The sequence below is a fragment of the uncultured Methanobrevibacter sp. genome, from assembly GCF_902769175.1.
Lineage (GTDB): Archaea > Methanobacteriota > Methanobacteria > Methanobacteriales > Methanobacteriaceae > Methanobrevibacter.
The window spans coordinates 19,849-36,068 of sequence record NZ_CACXNW010000023.1; the positions used below are offsets into that span (position 1 = coordinate 19,849).

The 16,220-nt window shown below is 30.7% G+C and carries 15 protein-coding genes; 6 read left to right on the forward strand and 9 right to left on the reverse strand.

Features of this window, described 5'->3' with window-relative positions:
• Positions 1-26 precede the first annotated feature (26 nt).
• Both QZV12_RS08995 and QZV12_RS09000 read left to right on the forward strand, forming a co-directional pair.
• Entirely contained in the window at positions 27-875 is an 849-nt protein-coding gene (locus QZV12_RS08995; protein ID WP_295620553.1) for an alpha/beta fold hydrolase, read from the forward strand.
• 508 nt (positions 876-1,383) lie between these two features.
• Complete coding sequence (locus QZV12_RS09000; protein WP_295620556.1) at positions 1,384-2,295, forward strand: pyrroline-5-carboxylate reductase; 912 nt, start codon at positions 1,384-1,386, stop codon at positions 2,293-2,295.
• Between the two features lie 468 nt (positions 2,296-2,763).
• On the opposite strand, the gene QZV12_RS09005 is transcribed toward QZV12_RS09000, so the two are convergent.
• Positions 2,764-3,324, reverse strand: a complete 561-nt coding sequence (locus QZV12_RS09005) for a YhgE/Pip family protein (protein ID WP_295620560.1) — start codon at positions 3,322-3,324, stop codon at positions 2,764-2,766.
• Positions 3,318-4,703 (reverse strand): YhgE/Pip domain-containing protein, encoded by a 1,386-nt coding sequence (locus QZV12_RS09010; protein WP_295620563.1) that lies wholly within the window; start codon positions 4,701-4,703, stop codon positions 3,318-3,320. The genes QZV12_RS09005 and QZV12_RS09010 overlap by 7 nt, the downstream gene beginning before the upstream one ends.
• A gap of 557 nt (positions 4,704-5,260) precedes the next feature.
• On the opposite strand from QZV12_RS09010, the gene QZV12_RS09015 reads away from it, so the two are divergent.
• From QZV12_RS09015 to QZV12_RS09025, 3 genes are all read left to right on the forward strand, one after another.
• Positions 5,261-5,683 carry a glycosyltransferase gene (locus tag QZV12_RS09015; RefSeq protein WP_295620565.1) on the forward strand — a complete coding sequence of 141 codons (423 nt, stop codon included), beginning with the start codon at positions 5,261-5,263 and terminating at the stop codon, positions 5,681-5,683.
• A gap of 39 nt (positions 5,684-5,722) precedes the next feature.
• A complete protein-coding gene (locus QZV12_RS09020) occupies positions 5,723-6,448 on the forward strand; it encodes a nucleotide disphospho-sugar-binding domain-containing protein (protein WP_295620568.1) in 726 nt (241 codons plus the stop codon).
• 225 nt (positions 6,449-6,673) lie between these two features.
• A complete protein-coding gene (locus QZV12_RS09025; RefSeq protein WP_295620572.1) occupies positions 6,674-7,429 on the forward strand; it encodes a L,D-transpeptidase family protein in 756 nt (251 codons plus the stop codon).
• 469 nt (positions 7,430-7,898) lie between these two features.
• Here QZV12_RS09025 and QZV12_RS09030 read toward each other — a convergent pair whose 3' ends face one another.
• From QZV12_RS09030 to QZV12_RS09055, 6 genes are all read right to left on the reverse strand, one after another.
• Entirely contained in the window at positions 7,899-8,681 is a 783-nt protein-coding gene (locus tag QZV12_RS09030; protein WP_295620575.1) for a hypothetical protein, read from the reverse strand.
• A 601-nt stretch (positions 8,682-9,282) separates the two neighbouring features.
• Positions 9,283-9,630: a nascent polypeptide-associated complex protein gene (locus tag QZV12_RS09035; protein WP_295620578.1), complete on the reverse strand. Its 348-nt coding sequence runs from the start codon at positions 9,628-9,630 to the stop codon at positions 9,283-9,285.
• 255 nt (positions 9,631-9,885) lie between these two features.
• Positions 9,886-11,886 (reverse strand): tRNA guanosine(15) transglycosylase TgtA, encoded by a 2,001-nt coding sequence (gene tgtA / locus QZV12_RS09040; RefSeq protein WP_295620580.1) that lies wholly within the window; start codon positions 11,884-11,886, stop codon positions 9,886-9,888.
• 617 nt (positions 11,887-12,503) lie between these two features.
• On the reverse strand, positions 12,504-12,698 hold the full coding sequence (locus QZV12_RS09045) for a hypothetical protein (protein ID WP_295620583.1): 195 nt from the start codon (positions 12,696-12,698) through the stop codon (positions 12,504-12,506).
• A 38-nt stretch (positions 12,699-12,736) separates the two neighbouring features.
• The gene (locus tag QZV12_RS09050; protein WP_295620586.1) at positions 12,737-13,885 is read right to left on the reverse strand and encodes a hypothetical protein; all 1,149 of its coding nucleotides are present in this window, start codon (positions 13,883-13,885) and stop codon (positions 12,737-12,739) included.
• Between the two features lie 759 nt (positions 13,886-14,644).
• A complete protein-coding gene (locus QZV12_RS09055; protein ID WP_295620589.1) occupies positions 14,645-15,145 on the reverse strand; it encodes a hypothetical protein in 501 nt (166 codons plus the stop codon).
• Positions 15,146-15,181: 36 nt separating this feature from the next.
• On the opposite strand from QZV12_RS09055, the gene QZV12_RS09060 reads away from it, so the two are divergent.
• On the forward strand, positions 15,182-15,316 hold the full coding sequence (locus QZV12_RS09060; protein WP_295620592.1) for a hypothetical protein: 135 nt from the start codon (positions 15,182-15,184) through the stop codon (positions 15,314-15,316).
• A 61-nt stretch (positions 15,317-15,377) separates the two neighbouring features.
• On the opposite strand, the gene QZV12_RS09065 is transcribed toward QZV12_RS09060, so the two are convergent.
• A complete protein-coding gene (locus QZV12_RS09065; RefSeq protein WP_295620595.1) occupies positions 15,378-15,809 on the reverse strand; it encodes a hypothetical protein in 432 nt (143 codons plus the stop codon).
• Positions 15,810-16,220 lie beyond the last annotated feature (411 nt).

Sequence of the window (16,220 nt, forward strand, 5' to 3'; positions counted from 1 at the left end):
AAAGTTTAAAAAATTTGCATGATAAAATGACAGTAAAATATTTCAAAGAACTGGCATATGAGGATATTGGAGATGAAAATAAGGAAACAATCATATTTCTCCATACCAAACTGCTAGACAAATGGATTTGGAAAAAGCAAAAAGACAAGTATAATCAATATTTTAATGATTATCATTGCATATTCCTTGATTTGCCTAATCATGGAGACAGCAAATCCAATGAACCCTTTTCAATAGGCAAATCTTCACAAGATATAATGGAGTTCATTGAATATCTGATTGAATCCAAAGATATTGAAAAGATAAATTTGATTGGCTTAGGGCTTGGAGGATCAATAGCTATTGAAATCATGAGCAGAAATCCAAATCTTATTGATAATTTAATCTTATCTGGCCTTGAAATAGCTGATTTTAAGGAAGATGAAGAAGATAGCATCATTGGCAGATTAGGAAAAACCCAATCCAAATACCTTAATGAGAAGCCAGATACATTTATCGTAAAGGCATATTTAAGATATTTTGGAATATCCAAAACTTATTTTGATTATATGGAAAGAATACTCGATAGAAGCATTAAGGAAGAAAAGAAGATTGCATACGAATCCTTGAATTACACCATTTCTGATAATCTTTTTAAGGATGATATTCCCAATAAGGAGAATATCCTGATTATCTTTGGAAATAAGGAGGATTTGGATTGTACAAAATCTGCAATAGGCTTGAAAAGCATATTTGAAAATGCAAAATTAGTTGAAATCAATAAGGGAAATCATCTTTGGAACATTATTGATGATGAGCTATTTAACAGCACAATCATTGATTTCATTAAATTCAAGCATATTGAAAGCAGCCCTAAAGTGAGAATTCTGGAATAATATTCTATTTTAACTCAATCTAAAAACCATCTAGCTGAATATCCTATCTTAACCCAATCTAAAAACAATCTAGCTGAATATCCTATCTTAACCCAATCTAAAAACAATCCTAGTTGAATATCCCATTTAACTCATTCTAAAAATTGTCCAAGAAAGATATCCTATTTTAACTCATATTAAGAGAAATCCTGAAGAAAAAAATTAACCCGCTAATTTTAAAACTAAAACTCACTTGATATATTTTAAAACAGATTTAACTAAACTAAAATTTAATAAATATAAAATAAAGTTGAATAAATGCTTTAAATCCAAAAATAAAACTATAAAGTTTATTAATGAGTTAAATAATAAATTATATTAGTTATAAATAATGTAACCATTATTTCATAACGAGATAGTTTTAAAAAAAGTGTTTGATTAAGATTAATTTTATTAAATTCCATAATATGCAAAAATCTGAATTAATACCAAATCTTAATTAAGATCACATAGTTAAAGGGTAATAACTATGAAAATAGGAGTTATTGGATACGGAAATATGGGTTCTATGATAGTAAATAATATATTGAAGCTTAATTTACTATTGGACGACGAAGAATTAATTGTTTCAAATAGACACCTTAATAAATTTGAAAGTTTAATTGAAGAATATCCAGAAGAAAATCTAAACATTACTTCAGACAATACAGAAGTCGCAACACAATGTGAAAAAATCCTTATTTCCGTTGAAACTCCTCAATTTAAAGACGTTCTCGATGAAATAACACCATTTATCAATGAAAAGACCCATATCATCTACACTTGCGCAGGACTTAACTTCAATCATATCAAACAGTTTTTTGATGGAAAATTATCTTTGGTTATTCCTACATTAGCTTCAACTGTCACCTCAAACAATGCTATTAGCTCATTATCCAGAAGAAAAGGAGTAACCCTTATTAAGCATAACAAAAAAGTTGAATTGGAAGAAAAGCTTTTTATAGAAGACATATTCAATGAATTCAGTTATGTTAAAAGAATAGATGACCCTATCTACTATAATGAAGATGATGTGGTTGTTCCTTCAAATGATCCTGAATTGGAAATCAGCACAATAATAAGCAGCTGCGGACCTGCATTCATTGCAAAAATGATTGAATCATTTGCACAGGCCTGTGATGACATGACAAACATTTCCAAGGAAGAGGCTGAAGACATGATTGTAAAGACAATTGTTGGAACTTCCCTATTGAAAGATGACCAATCATTATCCAATGATGAAATCATCAATAAAGTCGCTACCAAAAAGGGAATCACCCAAGAAGGAGTCGACTTATTAGATAAAAAAATGAATAAGATAAGCAAAGACTTGATTAAAACATTATTAAACAGATATGAAGAAGTTAACAATGATATGAATGAAACATATCTTAAAAAATAGATTTAATTTTCAATTCTCTCTTTTTATATTCTTTTATTAAATTGTTGATATGGCTTATTTTACACAAACACAACCTTCTCTTTTTATAATTTTTTATTAAATTGTTGATATGGCTTATTTTACACAAACACAATCCTTTCTTTTTATATTCTTTTATTAAATTATTGATTTGACTTATTTTACACAAACAAGTCAATAATATCTAGAATAAAAGATTTGCAAACTATAATTTAGTTAAAAGATTTTCAAAATTATTAAATGAACATGAAAATTATCTTTTTTTAAAAAAATGGCTTTGTTGAAATCAATAAATCTTTATAAAAATTTTTAAAATACTGTTAAAAACATTAAAATAAAATTTTAAAAAAAGGATTTAAAAAGCAAAAAAATAAAGAATAAATAAATAAAAAAAATAAAGAAAAAAAAGATTTTGGTCAAGGTTTTTGAGCCGAAGGCTCAAAAAGCTTGTTAGAATAAATCTGTTTCATTTAATTTTTCTTCAAACCATTGTGCCCTTTTATCTGCAAACATCTTAATAATTAGAGCAAAGATCAATATTATTAATCCCATAGCTAATAAAGCTGCAAAGGAAGGAATGTAATTAGACCAAATCAATCCTAATGCGGATTCCCTCAGCAATGTGATTCCATGAGTCATAGGCATATATGGACTTATGGCTTGGAGCAATGGTCCCATCAGTTGAATAGGATAAATACCTCCAGTACCTGAAATTTGGAATACAAGCCAAATAACAGCTAATCCTTTTCCTACATGACCTAATGCAGAAATCAATGAATAGCAAATCAGCATGAATATCAGGGCAATGAAATATGCCGACAGAACAAACAGTAATGGATTGGCTATTTTTATTCCTAAGATAAATGCTCCGATAAGGGTTACAGTAGTTTCTAAAATTGCCATTACCAAGAATATAAGCAATTTACCAAAGTACATCTCTGATGGAGTGTATATTGTACCAGTTGATTGACCTGTCCTAAGCATGACAAAAGTGATTATTGCTCCTACCACATGGATAAAACCAAATAAAATGGAGCAACTTCTGAACCATAATCAGGAACAGTGTACAATTCATTTTCCTTTAATTTAACTGGAGCATACATATAGTCTCCAACTTGGTCTTCATCCACACCAGTTAATCCAGATAGTGAACCTGCTGCACCTGCAAGACCGCTTGAAGCAGAGAACAATGCAGAAGAGGCACCATCAGCAAGTGCTGCAGAACCAGCAGCTAAACTTACAGAACCTTCAGCAAGTTGATTTGAACCATCTGCCAATTGAGAAGCACCATCAGCAAGTCCAGAAGCACCATCTGCAAGACTAGATGCTCCACCAGCAACATCTGAAGCGCCTTTAGCAACATCAGCAGAACTGTTTGCCAATTTAGATGAGCCTTTTGCAAGATTGCTTGAAGCTCCTGCCAAATCAGAACTTGCATTAGCCAATTCCTTTGAACCGTGAACAACTGGCTTCAATTGGTCAGGCAACATATTTTCATCAACAGATTGATCCAATTGCTTTGCAGAATCCTGTATCTTAGATGAGCCTGCAGAAACCTGATCAGCAGATGATGAGATTTGTGATGAGCCTGCCTTGACTTGAGAAGCGCCATCAGTTACTTGGGAAGCTCCCTTATTGACCTTGGAAGCACCATCCTTCAAATCGCCAGCACCAGACTTAAGTTGGGAAGATCCTTTGCTTAAATCACCAGCACCAGACTTGACTTTAGAAGCACCAGATTGGACTTGAGAAGCTGCAGAACCTAATTGACCAGCACCAGCAGCCATTTGGCTTGCACCTGCTGCAAGTGAGGATTGCAATTGGCCTAATTTTGAATATGCAGCAACATCAATAAACTGAACAATCTTTGCATTGATTTTATTATAAACTGCTCTTGCTGCAGAATCACTAAGCTTGGAAGCCATTGGATTTGTCTTTCTAATAACAACATATTCCAATTCAGCAGAATGAGGATTGTCTGTTGTAATTGATTTTATGGAATCGCTGAAATTTTCTGGAATGACTATTCCAGCATAATACGTTCCATTCTTAACCCCCTCTCGCAGATCCTTCTCACTTACAAAAGTCCAATAAAAATCTTCATTTCGTTTCAATTCATCTTCCAATTGGTCCCCTACATTAAGGTCTTCACCATTCATTGATGCACCTTTATCAAGATTTGCAACTGCAAACTCAAGATTTCCTGTATTGTCATAAGGGTCCCAACAAGCTTGGATATTTATAAGAGCATATAATGATGGCAATATAATTATTGACAGTAATGTAATAACTACAATAGGATTTTTAGTGAATACATCATTGAAATCCTTTTTAAGAAGTTGACTTATATGATGTATATTAATCCTTCTTCCTAGTTTAAGTTCTCTCATAGTTTCCCCCATAAATTTTTATTAAAGTCGCAACATGAATATTGAATAAATCTATAAAATCTAAATAATGCTAAAAAAGCATTTTTAATTGTAAAATCCAAAAAATAATGCTAAAAAAGCATTTTTAATCTGTAAAATCGATTATAAATATAAAAATGTTTTTTATAAAAGCAATGCTAAAAAAAGATTGCCAAAACAATTTATATACATATAATATTATAATTTATATAATTTATAAACTTATTTTTTTAAATTGTTTGATAAAGTTCATAAACCATAAATTTACGAAACTTAATTAAAATAAATATTTTTAATAATCCAATTTTAATCTTCATTGAATTTCAAAATGATTAAAACTCAATATATCAATTTAATATTTATTGAATTTTAAAATGATTAAAACTGGAAAAAACATGATTTAACAATTGAAAAAACAACAAACAAATTGGTAGTCTCTATGTAAATATATTACTTAACTATTTTAATAATAAGGAATATAATATTAAAATTATAAGTTCAAAACAAAAACAATAAATATTTATAAAGGAGGACAGAAAATGCATATAGCTTTTATTTCAATGGGAGCAGTTGGTCATGTACTTGCTGCACTACCATTCTGCGGAGAACTAAAAAAAATGGGACATAGGGTTTCTTTCTTTACTGCTGAATTTCTTAGGCCACAGGTCGAAGCATTCGAAGTAGATTTCTATCCTGTAGAATCCCCTTTGAACAAGGGAGGAAAGGGAGACAAGAAGGCTCTAGAAAATATTCTTGAAGAACTTCCCTTACGTTTCCTTAATGAAGGAGCTTCTGGTGTGGAAGATATTTTAAAGGTCCTTGAAAAGGACAAGCCTGACTTGATTGTTAATGACAAGATGGCAATGGCAGGACGTCTGGCAGCTTCCGCCTTAAATGTGCCAAGAATCCAGTTCTTTACTGTCTTTGCAGCAAATGATACTTACAATGAGACACTTCAGTAGCCTGAAGGCATCGATGAAACAGAACCTAGAAAAAGAGCCTTGAAGTTTGCTGAAGAACTGCAGGAAAAATATGGTGGAGATTTGCTTACTCCATATGAGATGTTCGCTGTAAATCCGGAATTTAATATAGTAACCGTTGATAAGAGGTTCCAGCCATATGCAGAAACCTTTGGAGATGATTTCTTCTTTGCTGGTCCTCAGATTGGACAGAGAGCAGGTGAAGATGACTGGGAAGGTCCAAACAATGAAAAGAAAACAATATATGCTTCTCTAGGAACAGTATTCAACAACCAGCCATGGTTCTGGCCAATCATGTTTGAGGCAGTTAAAGACCTTGATATCAATCTTATCTGTTCCATTGGAAATATGGTTAACAAGAATGATCTTGGGGAGATACCTGAAAATGTTACAATTTATGAATTCCTTCCTCAGCTTAAAGTCCTTCAGTGCATAGACGGTTTTGTCAGTCATGCAGGTATCGGAAGCATAATGGAAGCTACATGGTTTGGCGTTCCTACTGTCTGCATTCCTCTGATGGGTGACCAGTTTGATACAGCGAAGAAAGTTGTGGAGATGGAGATAGGAAGAGCTATCTTCGGCCACGAAGAGATAACAGCAGAAAATCTCAGAAAGGAAATAATGGATATTATTGAAAATCCCAAATATCGTGAAAATCTGGAAAAGATACAGAAGGATATGCACAAAAACAATGGTCCTGCAAATGCAGCAAAAGCTGCTGTAAACTGGTTTGAAAGCAAGAAATAGAAGTTTGATTAATTTCATTGAATAAAATTTAGCGAAAGCAATATGGAAGACATAACATTGAATACGAATTAAGCGAAAGCAAATTGTAAGACATCATCAAATACGAATTAAGCGAAAGCAATATGGAAGACATCTTTAAATACGAATTTATCTAAAGCAATATATAAGAGATCATTTAATACTGAACTCTCCAGTTTCAGTGAAAAAAAATTATGGAAGTGTATCATGCAAAAAACAGCAAAAACAATAATTATATTCTCATTGCTACTGATTTTTTTAATGGGATGTGTTCAAGCAGAAGGAATTATGGGACTTGATTCTCATTCCCAAGATGTGGTTGACTCCCCAAAGTGGGTTAAAGATTTGCCTCAAGCTCAAAATGAATCTGTAAACCAGATTTTAATCGTTGCAGGAATGGGAATGGACAACTCAACCGCAACAATTTCCATGCATGAAAGGGATGACAACGGCAATTGGAAGCAGATATTGTCAACACCAGGATTTGTTGGAAGAGACGGTTTATGTCCTGCAGAGAAACATTCTGAAGAGGTGACTCAAACTCCAACCGGAGTGTACAAATTCAATGAGGCATTTGGAATTGCAGATGACCCTGGATGTGCAATTCCCTATACAAAGGTTAACAATTCCACATATTGGTCAGGAGATAGTGCCAAAGGCATGCATTATAATGAAATGGTGGACATCAATGATTATCCAAATTTAAACATGACCAATAGTGAGCATATAATCGATTATGAAAAAGAGTATCAGTATTGTCTTAACATTAACTTCAACGAAAATGGAACTCCGGGATTGGGATCAGCTATATTCCTCCACTGCTTTGGTCCTAAAAAGCCTTATACTGGAGGATGTGTTGCAGTTCCTGAAGATATTATGGTAAAGATAATGCAAAATGTAAGTCCAGATTGTGTTGTGGTTATCGACACATTTGAAAACCTTAATGCAACATTTGAAAACTAAAATCATTTTCGCTAAGACTTCTCAGGAACCTTAATGCAACATTTGAAAACTAAAATCATTTTCGCTAAGACTTCTCAGGAAGTTTTATGCGAATTCTTTTTTTATTTTTTTGTAGGAGTTATCTCCAAATATCCTTTTTAATCTATTTTTACAGTCAAATATATAGTTTTATTAATATGCATTTATACAAGGTATAAATTTTCAAAATTTAGAAAGTCTAGTTATTTCATATTGTGATTTCCTAAAAAACAGTTCTTAAAAAAAGTTTAAAAAGTTAAAAAAGCAAATAAGATTTCAAAATAAGAAAAAACAATAAAATAAAAAAGCAAATAAGATTTCAAAATAAGAAAAAACAATAAAATAAAAAAGCAAATAAGATTTCAAAATAAGAAAAAACAATAAAATAAAAAAGTAAATGAAATTTTAAATTAAAATAAGAAAAAATGGTAAAAAATGAAATTAGTTAAACTTATGTTCTAATTATATAACTATTAAGTTTGTCAATTTCATTTTGGTTTTTAGTATCCATGTCAAATAACTTCTTTTGCAAGTCACTACCATGTTTTCCATCTTTTATTTCATGGATAGTATCAATTACTTCACCACAGCTTACTGCAACTCTAAATGCCATAAGGCTTACACTAGCAGTACCATAACTGTCCCCTACATATTCCACTAACTCTGGTGTGATACCATGAGGAGTATAGTCTTCTATGTGCATATTTTTATAGGATTCTTCTGTAGTGTTGAAATCAGTACCAATATAAGCATTTAAGCTATCAATTTTTTGTTGATTTTCTTCATCTTTTTCCTGAATAAGTAATTGGTATTTTTCACCCATGCAACCGGATCTTAAATCTCCAAGCATCTTTAAAATTTCATCTTGAGGCATTTTCATTTTGCTAGCAATATCCTCAAGGCTATTCCATCCATAGTAGTCTGCAAGTGTTTGATAATGTTTAACTCTCCTGAGGTCATCCCTAGTAAAGAGTGGTTCGTTCACTGTAGTATTCTTACTAACGGATTTATCTGGCTTGCCTGACTGAAGTGAGATTTTTGATGCTTTATTTACATTGTTTGCTTCATCGTCCACATCTGCTATGATTGCATCAGAAGCATTGTCGGTTAAATCGACATTCTCCATTAAGACTGCATCATCAGCAGTAACATTATCAACATCAGCTGCAGATATGTTGCTAATGCTGACTAAAAAAAGTAATAAACATATTGAAATTATAAATTTTCTTTTCATACATTATCCTCCCTTTTTCTTAAACATAAGTTAGTTAAAGAAATATATAAATGTTTTTGCATGTAAGTGGTTGCTTGCATTCTTTATTTCCAAAATAGACACCATATAGTTTTTATTTTTTTAAAATAATTAATTATTATAATTTAAATAGCATTTGAGAGTTTTTATTAGTTTAATAAATTTAGTTTAGTCCATTAAATACAAACTTAACTAAGAAAGATTGAAAAGATATACATTCCGAAATAGAAAAATGACAATTTATATGGCAATTTTAATTTAATTCAAAATAAAATTAATTAAATTAATAGAAACATAAAAAACAATCATTTTAAAAGAAGCTAAAATTAATTATATTAATAGGATTTTTTATTTCAAAAAGAGTATGGAAAAATCTGAATAAAATGAAAAAATAAAATCAAATGAAACTTTAAAAAAAAAATAACACCCGATTCTAAGAAAAAGAATAATTAAAAAATAATTAGAAAAAATAATAAAATTAGAAGAATAGTTAAAAATAAGAAAAATAATCTATTTATAAAAAATTAGAAAAAAACAAGAAACATAAAATAAAAAGAATAGAAAAAATAAGAAAAAGAAAAATTTATTCTTGATTTAATTTTAAAATAGCTTCTGCTAAATCTCCACCAGTTTCTTTTAATGCTGCTTCAGCATCTTCAGCACTTACACCAGCAGTATTAGCAACCATTTCAATATCTTCTTCAGGAATGGCAATTTCCTTTTCCACTTCAACTGCAGTTCCAGTTACTTGATAAGTTTCTTGACCCATTACAGTCATTATACTTACTTCTGCAGGAGAAATGATTATGTCTTTATCTTCACAACGAATAATTACTTCTTGGACATCTTCAATCTCTTTCATGTCCATTCCCATTTTTTTCATTTGTCTTTGCATATTTTTCATTTGTTTAGGGTTCATACCAGGTATCATAATATTCCTCTAAAACATTTTTTTTAAATCAAATTAGAATAATTTTAAAATAATTTTTTAAATATTCATATTAAACTCTATAAATTAAAATATATAAAACTTAATAATTAATCAAAAAATTTAAAGAAAATCTAAAAATCAAATAAAACTTAAAGATTAATCAAAAAAATTAAAGAAAAGAATTATTTCTAATTCTTTTCATAATTGAATTGTTTTTGAATTGATTATTTCTTAAATAATAGCTTCAAAAATCAATTATTTCTTAAATCCTTTTCTTGTTTTAATAGCTTGACCTGTTTTAAAGTCTAGCATTTCCTTATGGCCTAAAAGTGCTTTTCCAAATGCTAAAAGCGCTCCTTCTTCATTTACAATCAAGACTTCATCATTTGATCGGATGTTTTCATCACAATCAATGATGAACTTAGCGAAAACGCTTTTTCCATCACGGGCAAAGGATTCAACGCTATTGTCAATCATGACCTTGTTTCTCATTCCATCTAATGTGGCTAATCTTTGAGCTCCTAATTTAGACAAAATCAAGAAACTGTCAGATGCTCTCATATTGACAATGTTTTGATTCTTGTCAAATACATGTCTAATCTTACCGGTCTTTCTGCTTTTTTCAATCTTTATCTTGCCAGTGAATAATGCCTCTCCTGCACCTTTGCCAAATTGGTAATCTGCAATTGCCTTTAATTTCTCCACATCATCCTTCTTATATCTGACATCTTCAGGATTAGCATACTCTTCAATATAATCAAGCTCAAGCTCATCCATGACCTTAGGATGAATCAATACATTATCATAATTTTCAGCATAGTCAATAAGGAAGTCTCTTGTAAACTCATCAGTTATCTTATCATGAATTCTTGGAGCATCGCTTTGGCTTAATGGATAGACCTCATCCAATTCAAGTGGAATGAGACAGAATGGAATGTCTAAAACAGCAAAGTCAGTATCATTGTTGTCGATTATGCAAGGTTCATCCTCTCCATTGGATTCGTCCTTTGCATAAACAAAGAATTGCCTAAAACTGCTTACCAAATATTTGCTGTAAGGCTTTCTATAAGCAGGAAGAACAACAAGATTTTTCTTCTTGTCCATATTTTCCAATTTCTTAAGATGCCTTGTAACTTCTGCCCTTTTCAATGATTCAGGACCAGTGTAGAAAAATGCAGACTTCTTGCTTCTTGGATCGAATTTCTCTAAGTCTTCACTGTATTCACCTAAATGCCTTAATGCATCAAGCAACATAGGGTGTGCTCTGCAACGTTCTTCTACAAGTTCCATAAGGCTTCCTTCAGATATGGCCTGTCTGATAAGCCTAAGCTCTGCAAAGCTTACATGCAAATTGTGCTGTGCAATCAATTTGGTTCTTTCTTCCTTATCCATTGCCCTTAAGTCATCTGGAGCGTATTTGCAGCAGACTTCACAGGAACAAGGCATTTCTGTCATGTTTTCAAGCTTGATAGTTCCTCTTGTAGTGAGGAATCTGTCTCCTTCTGCATAAAGGATATAAGCTGCAGAATCAAACAAGTCACAGCCCATAGCCACACAAAGGGCAAATATCATAGGGTGTCCTGCACCCATCAAGTGACGAGCCTTGGAATCAGGCAAGCATTTTACAGTATGCATCACTGCATCTACAAGGTCTCTGTAGTGATACATTTCCATAAGTGGCACAACTGCACCGATAGGATATAAATCTGCATCAAGCCTGGTAAGTTCTGTAGCACAATACTCTCTTAAGTCAGGATAAGTGGACCCTTGAACAACTGAGTTTATCTTCATTTCATAATCATTGTCCTTTACATAGCTAATAGCTTCTTTAGCACGTTCAATTGTGATTTCCAAATCCTCTTCAGCCTTTTCCCTATCAACATAAGGAGCAGTTGGAATGTCAAGGGAAGTTCCTATATCAGTTCGTATAGCTTCCTGAAACTCAATTACTTCCTTGTTTGTAATGTCTACATCACCATAAACTGACAATTGAAATGAACCTGAATCAGTCATGATCGGTCCGTCAAAGTTAATGAGCTCATGCAAACCGACATCAAGTGCCTTTTTGCTTAAGTCCTCATCCTTATAAATCAGATAAGCATTTGTAATTACAATGTCTGCACCATAATCCTTAACATTAATGGCTTGTTTTCTTGGATGAATAACCGGCATTAGGTTTGGAGTCTTAATATCTCCATGTTTTGTTTTTAAAACACCGCCTCTTCCTCTCATATCTTTATACTTAATTTCAAACATATTTTTATTTCCTTAAAAATAATTTTAATCAGACCTAATTAAATCTAAAAAAGCTTAAAAAGTCTAAGATAAATTGATAAATCTAATAATGTAATAATTTATTAAATTAAAAAATAGATTATATATTTTATTTTAATTTATTAGTTTAAAAAGTTTTTTAATAAATTAGAAAAGATATGTAAATTAAACTTTAATCTTTTATAAGAAATAAAAAAATTAAATTCCCTATCTTTTAAAAAAAAATAAAAAAAATTAAACCCTAATCCTTTTTAAAAAACTAAAAAAAATTAAATTCCCTATCTTTTAAAAAAAAATAAAAAATTAAACCATGACCCTTTTTAAAAAACTAAAAAAAATTAAATCTCTAAAGCTTCATAAAAAACTAAAAAAAATTAAATTCCCTATCTTTTATAAAATAATAAAAAAAATAAATCTCTAAATCTTTATAAAAAACTAAAAAAAATAAATTCCCTATCTTTTATAAAATAATAAAAAAAATAAATATCTAAACCTTAATAAAAAAATTAAAAAATAAATAACCCATTAATTTGAGTTAAATAATTAAAAAGAAACCCAGCCAAACTTGACTGGATAAAAAAAGTAATTTAAACATGAAACTATTCATAAGTATAGACTGTATCATTATTTAAAGTACAATCCGTTACATTAGAATCCAATATAGAAACTGAATTAGGTGCTAATGGAGTATTATTGATAAATACACATCTTACAGCAGAACTTTCAAGCATTGCAGCAGCACCATGAGCACGATTTTCTACAAAAGTACTGTCTTCAGCATATCCCCTAGACATAGCACCGCCTAATCCACAGATGTCTCCATTGACATAAACTATGGATTTGTGAAATATCCCCTAGACATAGCACCGCCTAATCCTGCTTCATTCCTAATGAAAGTACTGTTTTTAGCAATTCCACCATACACTGCGCCACCGACATATTCCACTTTATTTGCTTTGAAATGACTGTTTTCTACAGTACAGTTGCATGCAGCTCCACCGTTATTTTTAGCAATATTCAGTCTAAAATGACTATTTTTTACAGTAGAATTATATGCAGCCCCACCATTTTCTTGTGCATTATTTCCTTCAAATAGAGAATCTTCCACAGTACAGTTGCATACAGCTCCACCGTTGCCAGCAAAATTGTTTCTGAAAATACAGCCAATAGCTGTACCTCCATACATTGCACCAGCTACTGATTCATGTGCATCAGGACAATATTCATTATTGTCTTCAAATAAACAGTTTATGGCAAATCCCCCATACATAGCACCGCCACGACCACTAAATCCAATAGTATTGTTTTTAAAAGTACAATTTATGACTTTACAATTTCCTAAAATAGCTCCACCACATTCATCATATGCCCATCCATTGATAAAGTTGATGTTTTTAATGACAACATCAATGTCATCTTTGACTATATTGAAGAATCTGGAATATCCTTGGCCATCTAAAGTATGTCCATTACCTTCAATGACTATGCTATGATTAAGTACAATACCGCCCTTAAGATAGGAATCATATCTGTGATCAAAAGCAAAATCATGAACTAACCTTACTTCTGAAGTATATGGACCAATACATTTTTCTAAAATAATCATTTGATAAGGACGAGTTTCAGATGAGTTTTTGGATGAATTGGATTCAATGCTTCCAGGAGCAGATATCACACCATCAATAGTTTTATTGACTGCATCAGCACCATCATTATCAGCTTCATCATCAGGTACCTCTACAAATGTCCAAGGACCTCTCTCATCACGAGGTGTCCTTTTAAAATCCTTAATATCCCATTCATACATGGTTCTATTCAAATCAGCATCAAAATATGTATTGTCTTCTTCAACTTCACCAATAACCATATCAGCAGCAGTTGATTGATCAACATTCTCAATTCCAATTATGTCGTCAGTTACATCACTAGCAGCAACAATTGAAACGCTAATTAAACTGACTGAAATTAATAAGAATAACATATAAAATATTTTTTTCATTTTTGTACATACCTCTTTTTTAATAAAAATTCATAACTTATTTAATATATATGAAAAGGACAATATATAAAGATTTTCGAGTGCAAGTGCTTACTTACAATTAAAATTAAAAAATAAGACTTAAAATAAGATTAAATAAAAAATAAAAGAACAATTAATGAGTAATTTAGAATTTAATCAGTTAAAATTAGTTTTTTATTGTGTATTTAAGCAAAAAAATAAGATCATTAATAAAAATGCAATGCAAAATTAAACAAAAAATTCAAAACACATAAAAAGAAAAAATGCAATGCAAAATTAAACAAAAAATTCAAAACACATAAAAAGAAAAAATGCAATGCATGATTTAAACAAAAATTCATACACATAAAAGATTTGAAAAATAGACAAACCCTTTAAGGAAAACAAATGTTATTTAAGGAACCAATATATTGGCTTCTCCATTAGAGGAAGTGGTTAATATTTTTTAAATGAATTAAGGAACCAATATATTGGCTTCTCCATAAATAAGTATATTATTTGGTTAGTTTCTACTTTTAAATGAAATATTTATTTGGTTTTTGATTTCTCTATTTAATAGAAAAATTATTATTTGGTTTGATTTTCCCCATAAAGAATATGAATATTATTTAAGTTTTATTAAAGGAAATATATTATTTGGTTTTTGGTTTCTTTATAGAGCAAATGAATATTTTAGTTTTTGTTTTTCCTAAAAGGATCATCTATTTTTTATGAATAAAGTTAGGAATCCAAAAGTTTGGTATCCCCAACTGTATCATTATTAAAATTACATTGGGTTGCATTACCCCATTGGATAGCACTGCCTCCCCATTCTACTGCAATGTTATTGATAAACACACATCTTATAGCAGTACCATCAGCTATAGCAGCACCAACATTTGCCTTATTTTCTATAAAGGTACAATCTTCAGCAATACAAATATTACGACCTTCAGCATCCATTGCACCACCAGACATTGGAGCATAATTTCTAATGAAAGTACAGTTTTTAGCATATCCTTCCAACATTGCACCAGCCCAGTTTCCGGATTTGTTGTCTTCAAGTATACAATTTTCTATATTACAATAAGCTACAGCTCCACCTTTACCTGCAGCATTGTTTTTGAAAATGCATCCTTTAGCAGTACCGCCATACATTGCACCACCTTTACCTTCAATAGTCCTTTCTCTATCAATGTTATTGCCTTCAAAGGTACAGTTTATGGCGCATCCACCATACATAGCTCCACCAAAACCTGTGTAACCAACATCATTACCTTGGAAAGTACAGTTTATAGCAGTACAATTTCCAAAAATAGCTGCACCACCTATATCTCGGGTCCTTCCATTGACAAGGTTGAGATTTTTAATGACAACATTAACATTATCAGAACCTATCTTGAATATTCTTGACAGTCTGCAACCGTCTATAGTATGACCGTTACTAATTCACCAACAGTCCATTGTTTCCTCTTCATATTAGTCTGCAACCGTCTATAGTATGACCGTTACCATCAATTGTTATATCATGGTCAAGCAAGATACCATTAGTGAATTCAGAATCGGTTCGACAAAAATAAGCATAATCTTCATCCAATACAACATTTGCATTATTTTTTAAAGCATAATTCAAATATAGGAAAGAGGAAGGCTTTGAGTCAGATAACTTTTTAGATGAAGTGGATTTCTTGTCTTGAGGAGCAGATATCACATCAACATCATCAACATCATCATCAACATCTAAATTGCTTACATCACTATCATCAACAACCACATTATCCGCAGTTGCATGATCAAGATTCACATCTCCAATCACATCATCAGTCACATCACTAGCAGCAATAGTTGAAACGCTAATCAAAGTGACTGAAATCAATAGTAATAATATAAAACAGAGTTTTCTCATTTTTATACATCCTCAATTTTAAAATATCAATTTACAGTTAACTTAATATATGAAAGGAACCATATATAAAGATTTCCGAGTGTAAGTGCTTACTTGCATATTAAAATTGAAAATAAAGATTAAAAATTAGTTTAAATAAAAAATAAAATAAAATTATTCTGTTTTTTGATGATTAAAGTAGAAATATTATTTTTTCTTAAAAAAATATAATTTTTAAAAATAATTAAACAAGATACGAAAAGCCTTAAAAAAAAGATAATATCTTTAAAAAATAATTAAACAAGATATAAAAAGCTTTAAAAAAAAAGATAATATCTTTAATAAATAAATAAACCAGATATAAAAAGCTTAAAAAAAAGATAATATCTTTAATAAATAAATAAACCAGATATAAAAACCTTAAAAAAAAAA